At 70.8% G+C, this 13,540-nt stretch carries 14 protein-coding genes; 5 read left to right on the top strand and 9 right to left on the bottom strand.

The window, feature by feature from the left end; genetic code table 11:
- Positions 1-13: 13 nt before the first annotated feature.
- From rsmD to VV01_RS11405, 3 genes are read right to left on the bottom strand one after another with little or no spacing between them, the layout of a single operon-like run.
- Positions 14-586, bottom strand: coding sequence for a 16S rRNA (guanine(966)-N(2))-methyltransferase RsmD (gene rsmD / locus VV01_RS11395; RefSeq protein WP_050669986.1), 573 nt, complete (start codon positions 584-586; stop codon positions 14-16).
- Positions 586-2,793, bottom strand: a complete 2,208-nt coding sequence (locus tag VV01_RS11400) for an ATP-dependent DNA helicase RecG (RefSeq protein ID WP_050669987.1) — start codon at positions 2,791-2,793, stop codon at positions 586-588. The genes rsmD and VV01_RS11400 overlap by 1 nt, the downstream gene beginning before the upstream one ends.
- The gene (locus VV01_RS11405) at positions 2,790-4,289 is read right to left on the bottom strand and encodes a DAK2 domain-containing protein (protein WP_050669988.1); all 1,500 of its coding nucleotides are present in this window, start codon (positions 4,287-4,289) and stop codon (positions 2,790-2,792) included. The genes VV01_RS11400 and VV01_RS11405 overlap by 4 nt, the downstream gene beginning before the upstream one ends.
- 232 nt (positions 4,290-4,521) lie before the next feature.
- Here VV01_RS11405 and rpmB point away from each other — a divergent pair, with 232 nt between their 5' ends.
- On the top strand, positions 4,522-4,716 hold the full coding sequence (gene rpmB, locus VV01_RS11410) for a 50S ribosomal protein L28 (RefSeq protein WP_050669989.1): 195 nt from the start codon (positions 4,522-4,524) through the stop codon (positions 4,714-4,716).
- 96 nt (positions 4,717-4,812) lie between these two features.
- Positions 4,813-5,616, top strand: a complete 804-nt coding sequence (locus tag VV01_RS11415; RefSeq protein ID WP_231635216.1) for a class I SAM-dependent methyltransferase — start codon at positions 4,813-4,815, stop codon at positions 5,614-5,616.
- A 73-nt stretch (positions 5,617-5,689) separates the two neighbouring features.
- Here the strand turns inward: VV01_RS11415 and VV01_RS11420 are convergent, their stop codons facing one another.
- From VV01_RS11420 to VV01_RS11435, 4 genes are all read right to left on the bottom strand, one after another.
- Positions 5,690-6,382, bottom strand: coding sequence for a snapalysin family zinc-dependent metalloprotease (locus tag VV01_RS11420; RefSeq protein WP_050669991.1), 693 nt, complete (start codon positions 6,380-6,382; stop codon positions 5,690-5,692).
- A 141-nt stretch (positions 6,383-6,523) separates the two neighbouring features.
- Complete coding sequence (locus VV01_RS22825; protein ID WP_071606358.1) at positions 6,524-6,880, bottom strand: hypothetical protein; 357 nt, start codon at positions 6,878-6,880, stop codon at positions 6,524-6,526.
- Between the two features lie 18 nt (positions 6,881-6,898).
- Positions 6,899-8,599, bottom strand: a complete 1,701-nt coding sequence (locus VV01_RS11430) for a sodium:solute symporter family protein (protein WP_050669992.1) — start codon at positions 8,597-8,599, stop codon at positions 6,899-6,901.
- A 48-nt stretch (positions 8,600-8,647) separates the two neighbouring features.
- Entirely contained in the window at positions 8,648-9,652 is a 1,005-nt protein-coding gene (locus tag VV01_RS11435; RefSeq protein WP_050669993.1) for a thiamine-phosphate kinase, read from the bottom strand.
- A 109-nt stretch (positions 9,653-9,761) separates the two neighbouring features.
- On the opposite strand from VV01_RS11435, the gene VV01_RS11440 reads away from it, so the two are divergent.
- Both VV01_RS11440 and VV01_RS11445 read left to right on the top strand, forming a co-directional pair.
- Positions 9,762-9,995, top strand: coding sequence for an Lrp/AsnC family transcriptional regulator (locus VV01_RS11440; RefSeq protein WP_050669994.1), 234 nt, complete (start codon positions 9,762-9,764; stop codon positions 9,993-9,995).
- A complete protein-coding gene (locus VV01_RS11445; protein ID WP_231635217.1) occupies positions 9,974-10,432 on the top strand; it encodes a DUF3515 family protein in 459 nt (152 codons plus the stop codon). The genes VV01_RS11440 and VV01_RS11445 overlap by 22 nt, the downstream gene beginning before the upstream one ends.
- 1 nt (position 10,433) lies before the next feature.
- Here the strand turns inward: VV01_RS11445 and VV01_RS11450 are convergent, their stop codons facing one another.
- Positions 10,434-11,555, bottom strand: a complete 1,122-nt coding sequence (locus VV01_RS11450; RefSeq protein ID WP_050669995.1) for a D-alanine--D-alanine ligase family protein — start codon at positions 11,553-11,555, stop codon at positions 10,434-10,436.
- A 72-nt stretch (positions 11,556-11,627) separates the two neighbouring features.
- Here VV01_RS11450 and VV01_RS11455 point away from each other — a divergent pair, with 72 nt between their 5' ends.
- Positions 11,628-12,701 carry a trans-sulfuration enzyme family protein gene (locus VV01_RS11455; RefSeq protein ID WP_050669996.1) on the top strand — a complete coding sequence of 358 codons (1,074 nt, stop codon included), beginning with the start codon at positions 11,628-11,630 and terminating at the stop codon, positions 12,699-12,701.
- A 364-nt stretch (positions 12,702-13,065) separates the two neighbouring features.
- On the opposite strand, the gene VV01_RS11460 is transcribed toward VV01_RS11455, so the two are convergent.
- Positions 13,066-13,485 carry an HNH endonuclease signature motif containing protein gene (locus tag VV01_RS11460; protein ID WP_050669997.1) on the bottom strand — a complete coding sequence of 140 codons (420 nt, stop codon included), beginning with the start codon at positions 13,483-13,485 and terminating at the stop codon, positions 13,066-13,068.
- Positions 13,486-13,540: the final 55 nt, after the last annotated feature.

Consider the following 13,540-nt stretch of genomic DNA (forward strand, 5'->3'; position numbering starts at 1 on the left):
GTCCTGTTGTGTGTCAGGCGATCTCGCCCTCAGGTGCATACTCGGCGAACCACATCACGGTCTCGCCGTAGCGCCGCGGCCCGATCAGCTCGACGTCGCCCGGCCAGGTCGGCTCGGGCGACCGCGACGACCGCTCGACGACGATGAGCGCGTCGTCCACGAGCCACGGCACGGCCAGCGCGAGCACTCCGGCCAGCGCGTCCTCGCCGACGTCGTAGGGCGGATCGGCCATCAGCAGCTCGACGCTCGGCTCGGCCGGCGGCGCGGCCAGGGCGCGCTCGACCGGCTCGGCACGCACCTGGCACTGCCGCAGCCCGAGGTCGGCGATGTTGCGACGGATCAGGCCTGCGGCCTTGCGGTCGGACTCGACGAGCGTGACGCGCGCCGCTCCCCTGCTGGCGGCCTCGAGCCCGAGCGCGCCCGATCCGGCGTAGAGGTCGAGCACCACCGCGTCGTGCACGACCTCGAGGTGCTCGAGACGGGAGAACAACGCCTCGCGCACCCGGTCGCTCGTGGGGCGCGTGCCGAGCCCCGGCGGTGTCGCGAGAGTGCGTCCGCCGGCCGCGCCGGCGATGATGCGGGTCATCAGCCACGCTCCAGGAAGGCGGTCTGCTCGTCGTCGAGCCGGCTGCGGACCAGCTCGCCGAGCGCAGGGTGGGAGATCAGGTCGGGATCGTGTGAGACGAGGTCGGCGGCGTCCTCGCGGGCCTGCTCGATGAGCTCGACGTCCTTGGCGTGGCCCAGCCGCAGCAGCCGCAGGCCGGAGCGCCGCCCGCTCTGGCTGGCACCGAGCACGTCGCCCTCGCGGCGCAGCTCGAGGTCGAGGTCGGCGAGGGCGAACCCGTCGGTGGTCGCCGCGACCGACTCCAGCCGCGACAGGGTCTCGGGGTTGTCGGACTCGGTGACCAGCAGGCACAGTCCTCCGGCGTCGCCTCGGCCCACTCGGCCGCGCAGCTGGTGCAGCTGGGAGATGCCGAACCGGTCGGCGTCCATGATCACCATCGCTGTCGCATTGGGGACGTCGACGCCCACCTCGATGACGGTCGTCGAGACGAGGACGTCGACCTCACCGGCGGAGAACGCACGCATCACCGCGTCCTTCTCGTCAGGGGGCATCCGACCGTGCAACATCTCCAGGCGTACGCCGGCCAGTGCCGGCTCCGAGCGGAGTCGCTGCAGCATCTGGTGGACGCCGTGCAGCTCGCGAGGGGTCTCCTCGCCCTCGTCACCGTCGGCGTAGGACTCGGCGTCGGGCGGGTCCTCCTCGGAGGTGACCTCGAGCGAGGCGTCGTCGGGGTCGCCGATGCGCGGGCACACGACGTAACCCTGGTGACCTCGCCCGACCTCCTCCGCGAGCCGGCCCCAGGCGCGTTCGAGCCAGGCCGGCCGGGACGCCGGGACGACGTGCGAGGCGATCGGCTGACGCCCGCGCGGCAGCTCGGTGAGGGCCGAGGTGTCCATGTCACCGAAGACGGTCATCGCGACCGTACGAGGGATCGGCGTGGCCGTCATCACCAGGACGTGCGGAGGGCGAACAGCCTTGCTGCGCAACGCATCTCGCTGCTCGACACCGAACCGGTGCTGCTCGTCGACCACGACCAGCCCGAGGTCGGCGAACATCACGGTGTCCTGGATCAGGGCGTGCGTGCCGACCACGATGCCGACCGGGCCGGTGGCGATGTCGAGCAGCACCTGCTCACGCTCACGCTTGGTCATGCTGCCGGTGAGCAGTGCGACACCGGTGGCGTGCTCGGCCGCACCGAGCATGCCGGCCTCACCGAGGTCACCGAGCATCGCTCGGATCGAGCGTGCGTGCTGCTGGGCGAGCACCTCGGTGGGCGCCAGCAGCGCAGCCTGGGCCCCGGAGTCGATGGCCGCGAGCATCGCGCGCAACGCGACGATCGTCTTGCCGGACCCGACCTCACCCTGCAGCAGGCGGTGCATGGGTCGGTCCTTGGCCATGTCGGCGGCGATCTCGTCACTCACCTGCCGCTGCCCGGCGGTGAGCTCGAACGGCAGCCGCTCGTCGAACGCCGCGAGCAGCCCTCCCTCGCGCGCTGTCCGCGGCACCGCCTCCTCGGCGTCGTAGCGGTGCCGGCTCTGGGCGAGCGCGGTCTGCACGACCAGCGCCTCGTCGTACCTCAGCCGGCGTTTGCCCCGACCGACGTCACCCATGGTGCGGGGCAGGTGGAGCAGCTCGTACGCGGTGCGCTGGTCGACCAGACCGCGTCGCGCGCGGACCTCGGCGGGCACCGGGTCGTCGCTGCTGCCGAGCTGCTCGAGCACGACCCGCATCGACTGGGTGATCTGCATGTCGGTGACGCCGGCGACGTGCAGGTAGAGAGGCACGAGCCCGCCGCGGTAGACGGTGTCCTCGTCGGAGTCGACCAGCGTGTAGTCGGGGTGGGAGAGCTGCCAGCCGCCGCGGTAGGCGTCGAGCTTGCCGCGGAACAGGGCGCGCACCCCCGGCACGAGCCGGCTCTCGTGGCCGTAGGCGCGGAAGAAGACGAGACGGGCGGTCGTGCCTTCGGCGTCCTGGATGACGGCCTCGAGCATCTTGCCGCGCTTCTGGCGCATGGTGCGGGTCTGCGCCGACACGACGGTGGCCACCAGGACAGCCGTCTCGCCCACCGTGAACTCCGACAGCCGCCCTGAGGTGTTGGCGTCGATGTAGCGGCGCGGCAGGAAGTCGAGCAGGTCACCGACCGTGCCGAGCCCGCGCGCCTTGTCGAGCTTCTTCGCCGCATCACCGAGGACCTTGACCAGGCGGGTCGAGCGCTGGACGCCGCTCATTCGACGCCCACCGCGAGCGCCCAGCGCGCGGCTGAGCTGTGCAGCACCGACACCTCGGGGCCGGCCTCGGCGAGACCGTTGCTGAGCTCGGCCGGGACGTCGTGACCCGCGCCGGTCACCAGGGTGACGACCTCGCCGCCGACGTCGCGCACCGTGTCGAGGACCTGCGTGGTCGCCTCGGGTCCGAGCTGCGGCAGCAGCAGGGTCGTCACGTCGCCGGCGACCTCGCGCGCCGCAGCGGCGGCAGCGTCGAGACCGGCCGAGGTGTCGAGCACCGACAGCCCGGCGAGCACGTGGACCGGGTGGGACCCGACGACCTGGACGACGCCACCGGCGATCTCGGCGGCCTGATGAACGACCTCGGCCGCCGCGTCGGAGTCGGTCAGCACGAGCGTGCCCTGCTCGCCCGCGCTGTCACGCAGCAGGTCGACCACGACGCCGGGCCGGTCACGCACCGTGGTCATCTCGATGACAGCGGCACCCGCGTCGCGGACTCCCGGGATGGCGCTCAGCCCGTCGGTGAGGACGAGCACCCCGAAGCCGGGCGCGGGCCGGGTCGGCGTGGCCACCGGCGCGTCGAACCGCGTGACGGCGAACCGGTGCGGACGGCCGGCTGCCGCCCCGGCGTTGAGCGCTGCGGCGACGTCGTCGACGTGGACGTGCACCGACCAGACCTGCGGTCCCCCGGCGACCACGAGTGAGTCGCCGAGCGGGTCGAGGCGCTGCTTGAGCCGCTCGACGCGTGCGTCGTCGCTGTCGTCCAGGAGGTACATCACCTCGTACGCCGGCCCCTCGACCGCCGGGTCGCAGTCGGCGTCCGGTCCGGTCACCGCAGCTCGGGGGGCGACGCTCAACCACTCGGGCGTCTCGTGCTCGGGGTCGGGGCTGTCCGCGACGACGCGGTGCAGTGCCTCGAGGACGACGAGGTATCCCGCCCCGCCGGCGTCGACGACTCCGGCCTCACGCAGCACGTCGAGCTGGTCGCGGGTGGCCAGCAGCGCGGCGCGGCCCGCCTCGAGCGCCGCCTCGGCCACGTCGTGCAGCGTGACCGCGCCCGTGGCCGCCTGCCCGGCCGCCGCTGCGACGCTCAGGACGGTGCCCTCGACCGGACGCGTCACGCCTGCCCGCGCGAGATCGCCGGCCCGCCGCAGGGCGGCGGCGACCTCGACCGCCTCGAGGTGCTCGCGTCCGCACTCCAGCGCCACCTCGCCGATACCGCGCACGAGCTGGCTGAGGATGACCCCGGAGTTGCCGCGCGCCGACATCAGAGCAGCGCGCGACAGAGCAGCCACCGACTCGCCCAGCCCGTCCAGGCGCAGGGCCGACACCTCACGGGCGGCCTCGTCGAGGGTGAGGAGCATGTTGGTGCCGGTGTCGCCGTCGGGCACCGGGAAGACGTTGAGCCTGTTGATCGCCTCGGCATGGCGGGCGAGGTCGGCGCGTGCGATGACCACCCAGCGCCGCAGTGCGGGCAGGTCGAGCACGTCCAGGGTCATCGCCACCTCCTTGCAGGCGTGTGTGAGGCTAGCCTGCTGGCGCGACACGGTGCGCGACTCCCCGCCACCGGCATGCCGCTCGTGCTCGTTTTGGTGCTGCGCGGGGGCCTCGGCTACTCTTGACCGGTTCCCCCGTGCGGTCATGAGCTGATCACGTGTGCAGCCTTCGCCCGGCGGGAGCACCAAGACATCTTTTCTGTAAGCACCTTTCGTTCGACCTCAGGAGAAACCCGTGGCTGCCAACTGCGACGTCTGCGGCAAGGGACCGAGCTTCGGTCACAACATCTCGCACTCGCACCGCCGCACCAAGCGCCGCTGGAACCCCAACATCCAGCGCGTCCGTGCGCTGGTCGGTGACGCCGGCACGACGCCCAAGCGTCTCAACGTGTGCACCTCCTGCCTCAAGGCGGGCAAGGTCAAGCGCTGACCTTCCGCCCACTGGGCGAGACGTAGGCCGATCCTCCTGGTGGAGGGTCGGCCTTTGTCGTTGGCTGGCGGCACCCACCTCGACGGAAGGATGCCCGTGACACCGCCCACGGCCTACACCCACGGCCACGCCGACAGCGTGCTGCGCTCGCACCGCTGGCGTACGGCCGACAACTCCTGCGCCTACCTGCTCCCCCACCTACGTGCCGGCACGAGCCTGCTCGACGTGGGCTCCGGCCCGGCCACCATCACCGCCGACCTGGGCCGCGTCATCGCTCCGGGGGCGCTCACGGCACTGGAGATGAACGACGAGGCCGCAGCGCTCTCCCGTGCCGAGCTGGACCGGCAAGGTGTCGCGGCCACCGTCCTCACCGGCGACGCCCACGACATCGACCTGCCCGACGACGCGGTCGACGCCAGCCACGCCCACCAGGTCCTGCAGCACGTCGCCGACCCGGTGCAGGTCCTGCGCGAGATGGCGCGGGTGACCAGGCCGGGCGGTGTGATCGGCGTTCGTGACAGCGACTACACCGCGTTCACGTGGTGGCCGCGCGTGCCGGCGCTCGATGAGTGGCTGCGCCTCTATCTCCTCGCCGCCCGGGCCAACGGCGGTGAGCCCGACGCCGGACGCCGGCTGCTCTCGTGGGCCCACGCGGCCGGGCTGCACGACCTCGAGGCGGGGTCGAGCACGTGGTGCTTCGCCACACCGGACGACCGCGCCTGGTGGGGCGGCATGTGGGCCGACCGCATCCTCGACTCGGCTCTCGCACGCCAGCTGCTCGAGGACGGCCACACCGACCACGCGGGCCTGCAACGCATCTCGGACGGGTGGCGCGAGTGGGCCGCACACCCTGACGGCTGGTTCAGCATCCTGCACGGCGAGCTGGTCATCCGCGTCTGACCGGCGTCGTGCGACGGCCGCGCACCTCCCCGAGAAAGGTGCGCGGCCGTCGTACGTCGAGGCGTCGGCTGAGTCAGTGCACGAGCACCTTGGGTGCGGTGTTGACGACCGACTTCTGCGGAGCCTTGGCAAAACCGTTGGCCCACAACGAGTTGACCTGCGAGATCTCGGTCGAGTTGGGCTGAGCGTTGGTGCAGGACGGGCCGGGGCCGCCGCCGGACATCAGCTCGCTGCACGGACCCTCGTAGTGGTCGGGCAGGCCGAGCGCGTGGCCGGTCTCGTGGGCGGCGACGCGCACCTGGGCGTACTGACCCATCTGGGTGTGGTCGAAGAAGATGTAGCCGCTGCCGTGGCCGTCGGTGTAGGCGTACGACCCGCGCGAGTCGTTGCCCTCGCGGTAGTCCAGCGTCGCCGCCGAGCTGTTCTCGACGAGCTTGACGTTGCTGACGCTGCTGTTCCAGATCGAGGCGCCCTGACGGATCACCGAGGCGTACGTCGGCGCGTCGGCGACCGAGTAGTAGACCGTCGTCGCGGCACGCACCTTGCCCTGCGTCGCCTGCAGGCCCTGCTGCGCGAGCGCCTTCTGCAGCTGGGCACGCAGCCGGTCGTTCTGGGCGTTGTCACCCGATCCCGGCGTGTAGGCCGAGTGGCCGGCCGCCACGGTGGTGGGAGCGGACTGCACGGTCGCTGCGCCGGAGCCGGCGGACGCGCCCACGGCGAGCGCTCCGGTGAGTACGGCGACAGCGGCGGTTGCGGTCTTCCTCATGCGTTTCCTCCTGGGTCGGACCCGCAGCGCACCGGTCTGATGGCCTGCGGGGTGCGACCAACGTAGGAAGGAAGCCGTCGACGGCTTGTCGGCACCGAGTATGAGCTTGGCAAACGCCCGGGCGTGAACAGCCCAGGTCGGTCAGTCGTTCTCCGAGGCCGCCGTGGCGCCGCCCGGCGACGTGCCGTCCGCGCGGTCCTTTTCGCCCGCGGTGTCCGTGCCGCGGTCCCCCGGTCGAGGGCCGTCAGGACCGTCAGTGGCCTGCTCGGCCTCCGGCGGGATCACGACGGGCCGCAGCAGGCTCCACAGGAACAGCAGGGCGGCGACGACCACCATGACGAACCCGGCCCACAGGTTGATGTTCATGCCGTCGGCCTTGTCGAGCTCGTGCTGGTCGGCGGAGAAGAACCCCATGCCGACCAGGACGACGCCGTAGATGCCGATCAGCATCGCGATGATGTTGCGGATGTCGAACGCGCCCGCGGTCTTCTTGGACATGATCTGTCTCCGTCCGGGTCAGTGGAAGATGACGTTGAGGGCGATGACCAGCACCAGGCCGATCGCCGCGAGCTTGACCGGCGACTGGTACCACGGCAGGCCCTTGGACTCCTCGTCCTCGAAGTCCTCCTTGGGCGTCAGGCTGTAGACCAGGCCACGCAGCTCGGACTCCTCGCGGGGTCTGGTGAACATCGTGACGACGACGCTCACCAGGATGTCGACCACGAACGCCGCACCGGCCGCGGCGAAGCTCGCTCCCTGACCGGACAGGTTGAGCGCACCGGTGCTGAGCTCACCCAGCGAGTCCTTGCTGAGCAGCGCGACCACGACCGCGGCCGCCGTACCGGACACCAGGCCCGCCCAACCGGCGGTCGCCGACATCCGCTTCCAGAACATTCCGAGGATGAATGTCGCGAACAGCGGGGCGTTGAAGAACCCGAACAGCGTCTGCAGGTAGTCCATCAGGTTGCTGTAGCCGGAGGCGATCGCCGCGGTGCCGATGGCGATGACCGTCGCGACGACCGTCATGATGCGGCCGACCTTGAGGTAGTAGCCGTCCTCGCGACCCTTGCCGACGTACTGCTCCCAGATGTCGTAGGAGAACACCGTGTTGAACGCCGAGATGTTGGCCGCCATACCGGCCATGAAGGATGCGAGCAGTCCGGCGATCGCGACGCCGAGCATGCCGTTGGGCAGCAGGTCGCGGATCAGGTAGATGATCGCGTCGTTGTACTTCACCGAGCTGCTCTCGGGGGCGCCCTGCTGCTTGTACTGGGCGAGCTCGGGGATGATGATCGCCGCGATGATGCCGGGCACCACGACGATGAACGGGATGAACATCTTCGGGAAGGCGCCGATGATCGGCGAGCGCCGCGCCGAGGAGATCGACTTGGACGCCATGGCGCGCTGCACCTCGACGAAGTTGGTCGTCCAGTAGCCGAAGCTCAGCACGAAGCCGAGGCCGAAGACGATGCCGACGACCGACAGCCACGGCGTCTCGATGCCGGTCAGGCCGGTGCCGGGCCAGGACTGCAGGTTCTCGTCGCCACCCGGGCTCGCCGTCACCTTGTCGACCAGGCCGTCCCAGCCGCCGATCTTGTGCAGCGCGATGATCGTCAGCGGCGCGAGCGCGGCCACGATCACGAAGAACTGCAGGACCTCGTTGTAGATCGCCGCTGACAGGCCACCGAGGGCGGTGTAGGACAGCACGATCACGGCTGCAGCGATGGTCGACACCCACAGGGGCCAGCCGAGCATGACGTTGACGATCGTCGCGAGCAGGTAGAGGTTGACGCCGGCGATGAGCACCTGGGCGACCGCGAAGCTGATCGCGTTGACCAGGTGGGCGCCGGTGCCGAACCGGCGCCGCATGAACTCGGGCACGCTGCGTACGCCGGAGCCGTAGTAGAACGGCATCATCACGACACCGAGGAACAGCATCGCCGGGACGGCACCGATCCAGAAGTAGTGCATCGTCGCCATGCCGAACTGCGCACCGTTGGCGGACATGCCCATGATCTCGACGGCGCCGAGGTTGGCCGCGATGAACGCCAGACCGGTCACCCAGGCAGGCAGCGACCGACCCGACAGGAAGAAGTCGAGGCTCGTGGAGACCTGACGGCGAGCGACGTACCCGATGCCGAGCACGAACGCGAAGTAGATCGCGACGAGGAGATAGTCAATGGGTCCGGCGTCGAGCCGTAACGCACTGGTGTCCATGGGCATTGGGCGCAGCCTTCCGGTCAGCGGTGACCTGTCGGCTGCACGCTACTCCTGATGAAGCGGCGGTGGCTCTTCCGACTCGGCCGGTCGCTCGAAGTGGTCCCAACCCCCACCTGCGACCGCCGCGCCGTCGACGCGCACACCGACTCCTGTTCGTACGTCACCGATTCGGCGCCATCCGGCCGGCAGCTCACCCTCGGGGAAGCAGGCGAGCAACGAGTGCTCCTCGCCCCCGGTGAGCACACACGCGCGGGCGTCGTCACCCACGACCGGCGTGAGCGCGTCGACGTCGTCACGCAGCAGCGAGCCCTGCAGCTCGACGGCCACACCGCTGGCGCTCGCGATACGTCCGGCGTCGCGGACGAGCCCGTCGGAGATGTCGAGCATCGCGGTCGCGCCGTGGGCTGCCGCCGCCGGGCCCTGGTCGTACGCCGGCCGCGGCCGACGGTGCCACGTCACCTGATCTGGCCCGGACTCTGCCGAATCCCGTTGCAGGAGAAGCAGACCCGCCGCTGACCAGCCGAGCGTCCCGGACACCGCGACCTGGTCGCCGACGCGGGCCCCTGACCTCAGCACCGGTGCGGTGTCGGCATCTCCGAGTGCAGTCACCGACACCATCAGGGTGCCTGCGGGGGCGGACGAGAGGTCACCGCCGACGACCGCGACACCGGCCTCGGCCGCTGCCGCGCCCAGCCCGCGTGCCATGTCTCGCGCCCAGGCCACAGGGGTCTGCGGGTCGGCCACCAGCGTGACGAGCAGTGCTGTGGTGTGACCGCCCATGGCCGCGATGTCGGCGGCGTTCTGGGCGACGAGCTTGCGGCCGACGTCCTCGGCGGTGGACCACTCGTCGAGCCAGTCACGACCGCGCACCATGGCGTCGGTCGTCGCGAGCACCGCGCCCGTACGCGCTCGTACGAGCGCCGTGTCGTCGCCCGGGCCGAGCAGGACAGCGGGCCCGGAGGGCAGAACCGGAAGGATCTCGCGCAGCAGGCGCTCCTCGCTGATGTCACTCAGGCGTGGCCCCGGCTGCGGCGTCCGACTACTGGTCACCTGGCTCCCTCGGCTCGGTCTCGACGGCACCCGCACGGTAGCGTCTTGGTGATGGGACGCAGACGTCCCCGCCCGGCGTGCGCCGGGTCGTTCGATCTCGGAGGCACCCGTGGTTCAGGCCTACATCCTTATCCAGACCGATGTCGGCAAGGCACAGTCCGTCGCTGCCGATGTCGCCGCGATCGACGGGGTGACCCTGTCCGAGGACGTCACCGGCCCGTACGACGTCATCGCCCGCATCGAGGCCAAGACGGTCGACGACCTCGGCAAGCTCGTGATCGCCAAGATCCAGGACGTCGCGGGCATCACGCGGACCCTCACGTGCACGATCGTCCACGTCTGACCGGTCGTCTCGCCCTGCTCGCCGCAGCCGGCCTCACGGTCGCCGGCTGCGGCTCGTCCGTCGATGTGACGGTCGCCGACCACGCGTCGAACCCGTTGTGCGCCAAGGCATCCGGTGCGTGGCCGTCCGTCGTCTCGGGCGAACAACGACGTGAGACCTCCGTCGACTCCCCCACCGTCAGCGCCTGGGGTGACCCGGCGATCATCGCGCGGTGCGGGGTCACCTCACCCGGCCCGACCAGCAACCAGTGCTTCGGCGTCAGCGGCGTCGACTGGGTCGGCACCAAGCTGTCCGACGGCATGTCGTTCGTGACGTACGGCCGCAGCCCGGCGATCGAGGTCCTCGTCCCCAAGGACTACGCTCCCGAGCCGCTCGTGCTCGGGGCGTTCACCCAGGCGGCCAAGGCCATCCCCCAAGGCCCCCACCGCTGCTCGTGACTCAGCGCAGGCCCGTACGCCGTTCGAGCGCCAGGTCGATCAGCTCGCTGATGAGCTCGGTGTAGGACAGGCCGCTGGCGGCCCACACCTGCGGGAACATCGAGTGCGGTGTGAAGCCCGGCAGGGTGTTGATCTCGTTGAGGACGAGCTGCCCGCTCGGCTCGTAGAACCAGTCGACGCGCGCGAGGCCCTCACAGCCGGCCGCCTCGAAGGCCTTGACCGACAGCTGCTTGACCTCGTCGGCGATCGCCGGCGGCAGACTCGTCGGGCAGCTGAGCCGCACGTTGGCCTCGTCGATGTACTTGGCCTCGAAGTCGTAGAAGTCGTGGCCGCCGATGACCTCGATCTCGCCGATCTCGCTGGCACGCGGGCGATCCGAGCCGTGACCCTCCAGGACACCGCACTCGATCTCACGACCGTTGATCGCTGCCTCGATGATGACCTTCGGGTCGTGCTCGCGGGCGGCCTCGACCGCAGCCTCCAGCTCGTCGTGGCTCTCGACCTTGATGACGCCCTGGCTCGACCCGGCTCGCGCAGGTTTGACGAACACCGGCCAGCCGAGCGAGGTCACGGGGTCGAGGGCAGCCGCCTTGTCGCGACGCCACTCCTTGTCGGTGATGACGATGTAGCGCCCCACCGGCAGTCCGGCGGCCGCGAACACCACCTTCATCAGGTGCTTGTCCATCATCACCGCGGACGCGGCGACACCCGAGCCGACGTAGTGGATGTCGGCGAGCTCGAGCAGGCCCTGCAGCGTGCCGTCCTCGCCGAACGGGCCGTGCAGCAGTGGCAGCACCACGTCGACCGTGCCCAGCTCGCGCGGCGGCTGACCCGGCTCGAGGACCAGCACGTCGTGGCCGTCGGGGCTGGTCGGCACCACGACGGTCGTGTCGCCCGTGACCTCGGGCTGCTGCGCCGACGTCAGCGCCAGCGGTGCGGGGTCGTCGGCCATGAGCAGCCAACGCCCGTCACGCGCGATGCCGATCGGCAGGACGTCGAAACGGTCGCGGTCGATCGCCTGCAGGACGCCGGCGGCGGTCGCGCACGAGACCATGTGCTCGGAGGACCTGCCGCCGAAGACGATCGCGACGCGCTTCTTACCGGAGGTGGGTGAGGTGCTCATCGCCGATGAGACTAGTGCCCAGGCTCCGGGCGTACGCGCAGCCGGGGCCGTTGCTCGTGCAAGTCTGTGCGCATGGCTGAGCTCGACCCCACCACCCTCACTGCTGCGACCCGTCTGGTCACGGGCGGGCGACCCGATCGCGTCCCCGGCGGATCGGTCAGTCCGCCGCTGGAGCTGTCCTCCACCTTCATCGCCGACGGCGAGGTCGGCTACGGCCGCAACGGCAACCGCACGTGGACGGCGTTCGAGGACACGCTCGGTGGGCTCGAGGGTGGTCGAGCACTGGCGTTCGCCTCGGGGATGGCCGCCGTCGCTGCCTGTGTGTCGCTCGTCCCCACCGGAGGCACCGTCGTCGCACCGTTCCACGCCTACAACGGCACCGGCGGCATCCTCGACCTGTACGAGCGTGAGCAGCGCCTGTCCGTCCGTCGCGTCGACATCAGCGACACCGACGCCGTGCTGTCCGCCCTCGACGGCGCCGACCTGCTGTGGACCGAGTCGCCGACCAACCCGATGCTCGAGATCGCTGATCTGCCAACGCTTTTCGCGCGAGCGCGCTCGCGCGACGTCGTCACGGTGTGCGACAACACGTTCGCCACTCCCCTGCTGCAGCAGCCGCTCGACCTGGGTGCGGACGTCGTCGTCCACTCCGCCACGAAGTACATCTCGGGCCACTCCGACCTGCTGCTCGGCGCCACGGTCACCCGTGACGACGCACTGCACGCCCGGCTGTACGAGCACCGCACGTTGGGCGGTGCGGTCCCGGGCCCGATGGAGACCTGGCTCGCACTGCGCGGCATGCGCACGCTGCACCTGCGCCTCGAGCGCGCCTGCGCCAACGCTGCCGACCTCGCGGGTCGTCTGCGCGAGCACCAGGCCGTCGCCCGGGTGCGCTACCCCGACATGGGCGCGGTCGTCAGCATCGAGCTCACCGGCGGCAAGGAAGCCGCCGAGCGCGTCGAGCACGCGGTGCGGGTCTGGACCCCGGCCACGAGCCTCGGCGGGGTCGAGTCGTTGATCGAACGCCGACGACGTCACCCGCTGGAGCCGTCGACCGTCCCCGAAGAGCTCGTCCGCCTCAGCGTCGGCGTCGAGGACGTCGAGGACCTGTGGCGCGACCTCGATGACGCCCTGAGCGCCGGCTGAGCCCACTGATCGACCTCACTGACTGACTCGCCTGGCCGTGGCGTACGAGCAGGACGGACTGGGGCTCCGGCCGGACCTCGTGGACCTCTGCTCGCGGTCAGGCGATCACTCGCCCGGCTGCGGCAGTCGGCAGTCAGCAGTCGTCGCCGCTGGCCGGCATCGGTCCGGTACGCCTCGGACGGGTGCTCTCTGCCCGCCACCTTCTCGGTGTCCTCCGCACCCACTGTCACTGGTCACGTCCTCCGCACGCCATCCTCACTGGTCACGTCCTCCGCACGCCATCCTCAGCGGACGACGCACGTGCCGTTCTCGGCATTCCCCGCGCGTCGTCCGCTCGTGCCCGTGGGCGGCGTGTGGGTGCTGGTCACAGGTCGCGCCGGCGAGGTCGGGTTGTGGCGGTGGCGGTCTCGGGGCGGGTGACGTAGGTGCGGCCGTGGGGGCTGGTCCAGGTGCAGATGCCGTCGGGGGTCATGGTGACCTGCCAGGTGGCCTCGTGCTTGGTGCGGTGGTGGTGCTTGCACAGCAGCTGGAGGTTGTCGGCGCTGGTCTGGCCGGCCGGCCAGGGGGTGACGTGGTCGGCCTCGCACCAGCGGGCTGGGTGGGAGCAGCCGGGGAAGCGGCAGTGCCCGTCGCGGGTGGTCACGAACCGTCGTACGGCTGCCGATGGGCGGTAGCCGCGTGCGCTGGTCTCGCGCAGGGTGCCCGTGTCGGTGTCGATGAGTGCTCGGACGATGGTGACGTCGAGGTCGCGCACCATGCGGGCGATCACGGCAGCGGGGATCATGCCGGTCAGCGGGTGGCCCTGAGCGCGACGCTGGCGTCGAGCCCGGACGGAGTCC

This window comes from Luteipulveratus halotolerans, from assembly GCF_001247745.1.
Classification (GTDB): domain Bacteria; phylum Actinomycetota; class Actinomycetes; order Actinomycetales; family Dermatophilaceae; genus Luteipulveratus; species Luteipulveratus halotolerans.

Coding starts and splice junctions, on each gene's coding strand:
- VV01_RS11450 (WP_050669995.1), bottom strand. CDS start 11,555: ATGAGCACCTCACCCACCTCCGGTAAGAAGCGCGTCGCGATCGTCTTC.
- VV01_RS11420 (WP_050669991.1), bottom strand. CDS start 6,382: ATGAGGAAGACCGCAACCGCCGCTGTCGCCGTACTCACCGGAGCGCTC.
- rsmD (WP_050669986.1), bottom strand. CDS start 586: ATGACCCGCATCATCGCCGGCGCGGCCGGCGGACGCACTCTCGCGACA.
- VV01_RS11430 (WP_050669992.1), bottom strand. CDS start 8,599: ATGGACACCAGTGCGTTACGGCTCGACGCCGGACCCATTGACTATCTC.
- VV01_RS11455 (WP_050669996.1), top strand. CDS start 11,628: ATGGCTGAGCTCGACCCCACCACCCTCACTGCTGCGACCCGTCTGGTC.
- VV01_RS22825 (WP_071606358.1), bottom strand. CDS start 6,880: ATGTCCAAGAAGACCGCGGGCGCGTTCGACATCCGCAACATCATCGCG.
- VV01_RS11460 (WP_050669997.1), bottom strand. CDS start 13,485: ATGATCCCCGCTGCCGTGATCGCCCGCATGGTGCGCGACCTCGACGTC.
- VV01_RS11405 (WP_050669988.1), bottom strand. CDS start 4,289: ATGACCCTGGACGTGCTCGACCTGCCCGCACTGCGGCGCTGGGTGGTC.
- VV01_RS11400 (WP_050669987.1), bottom strand. CDS start 2,793: ATGAGCGGCGTCCAGCGCTCGACCCGCCTGGTCAAGGTCCTCGGTGAT.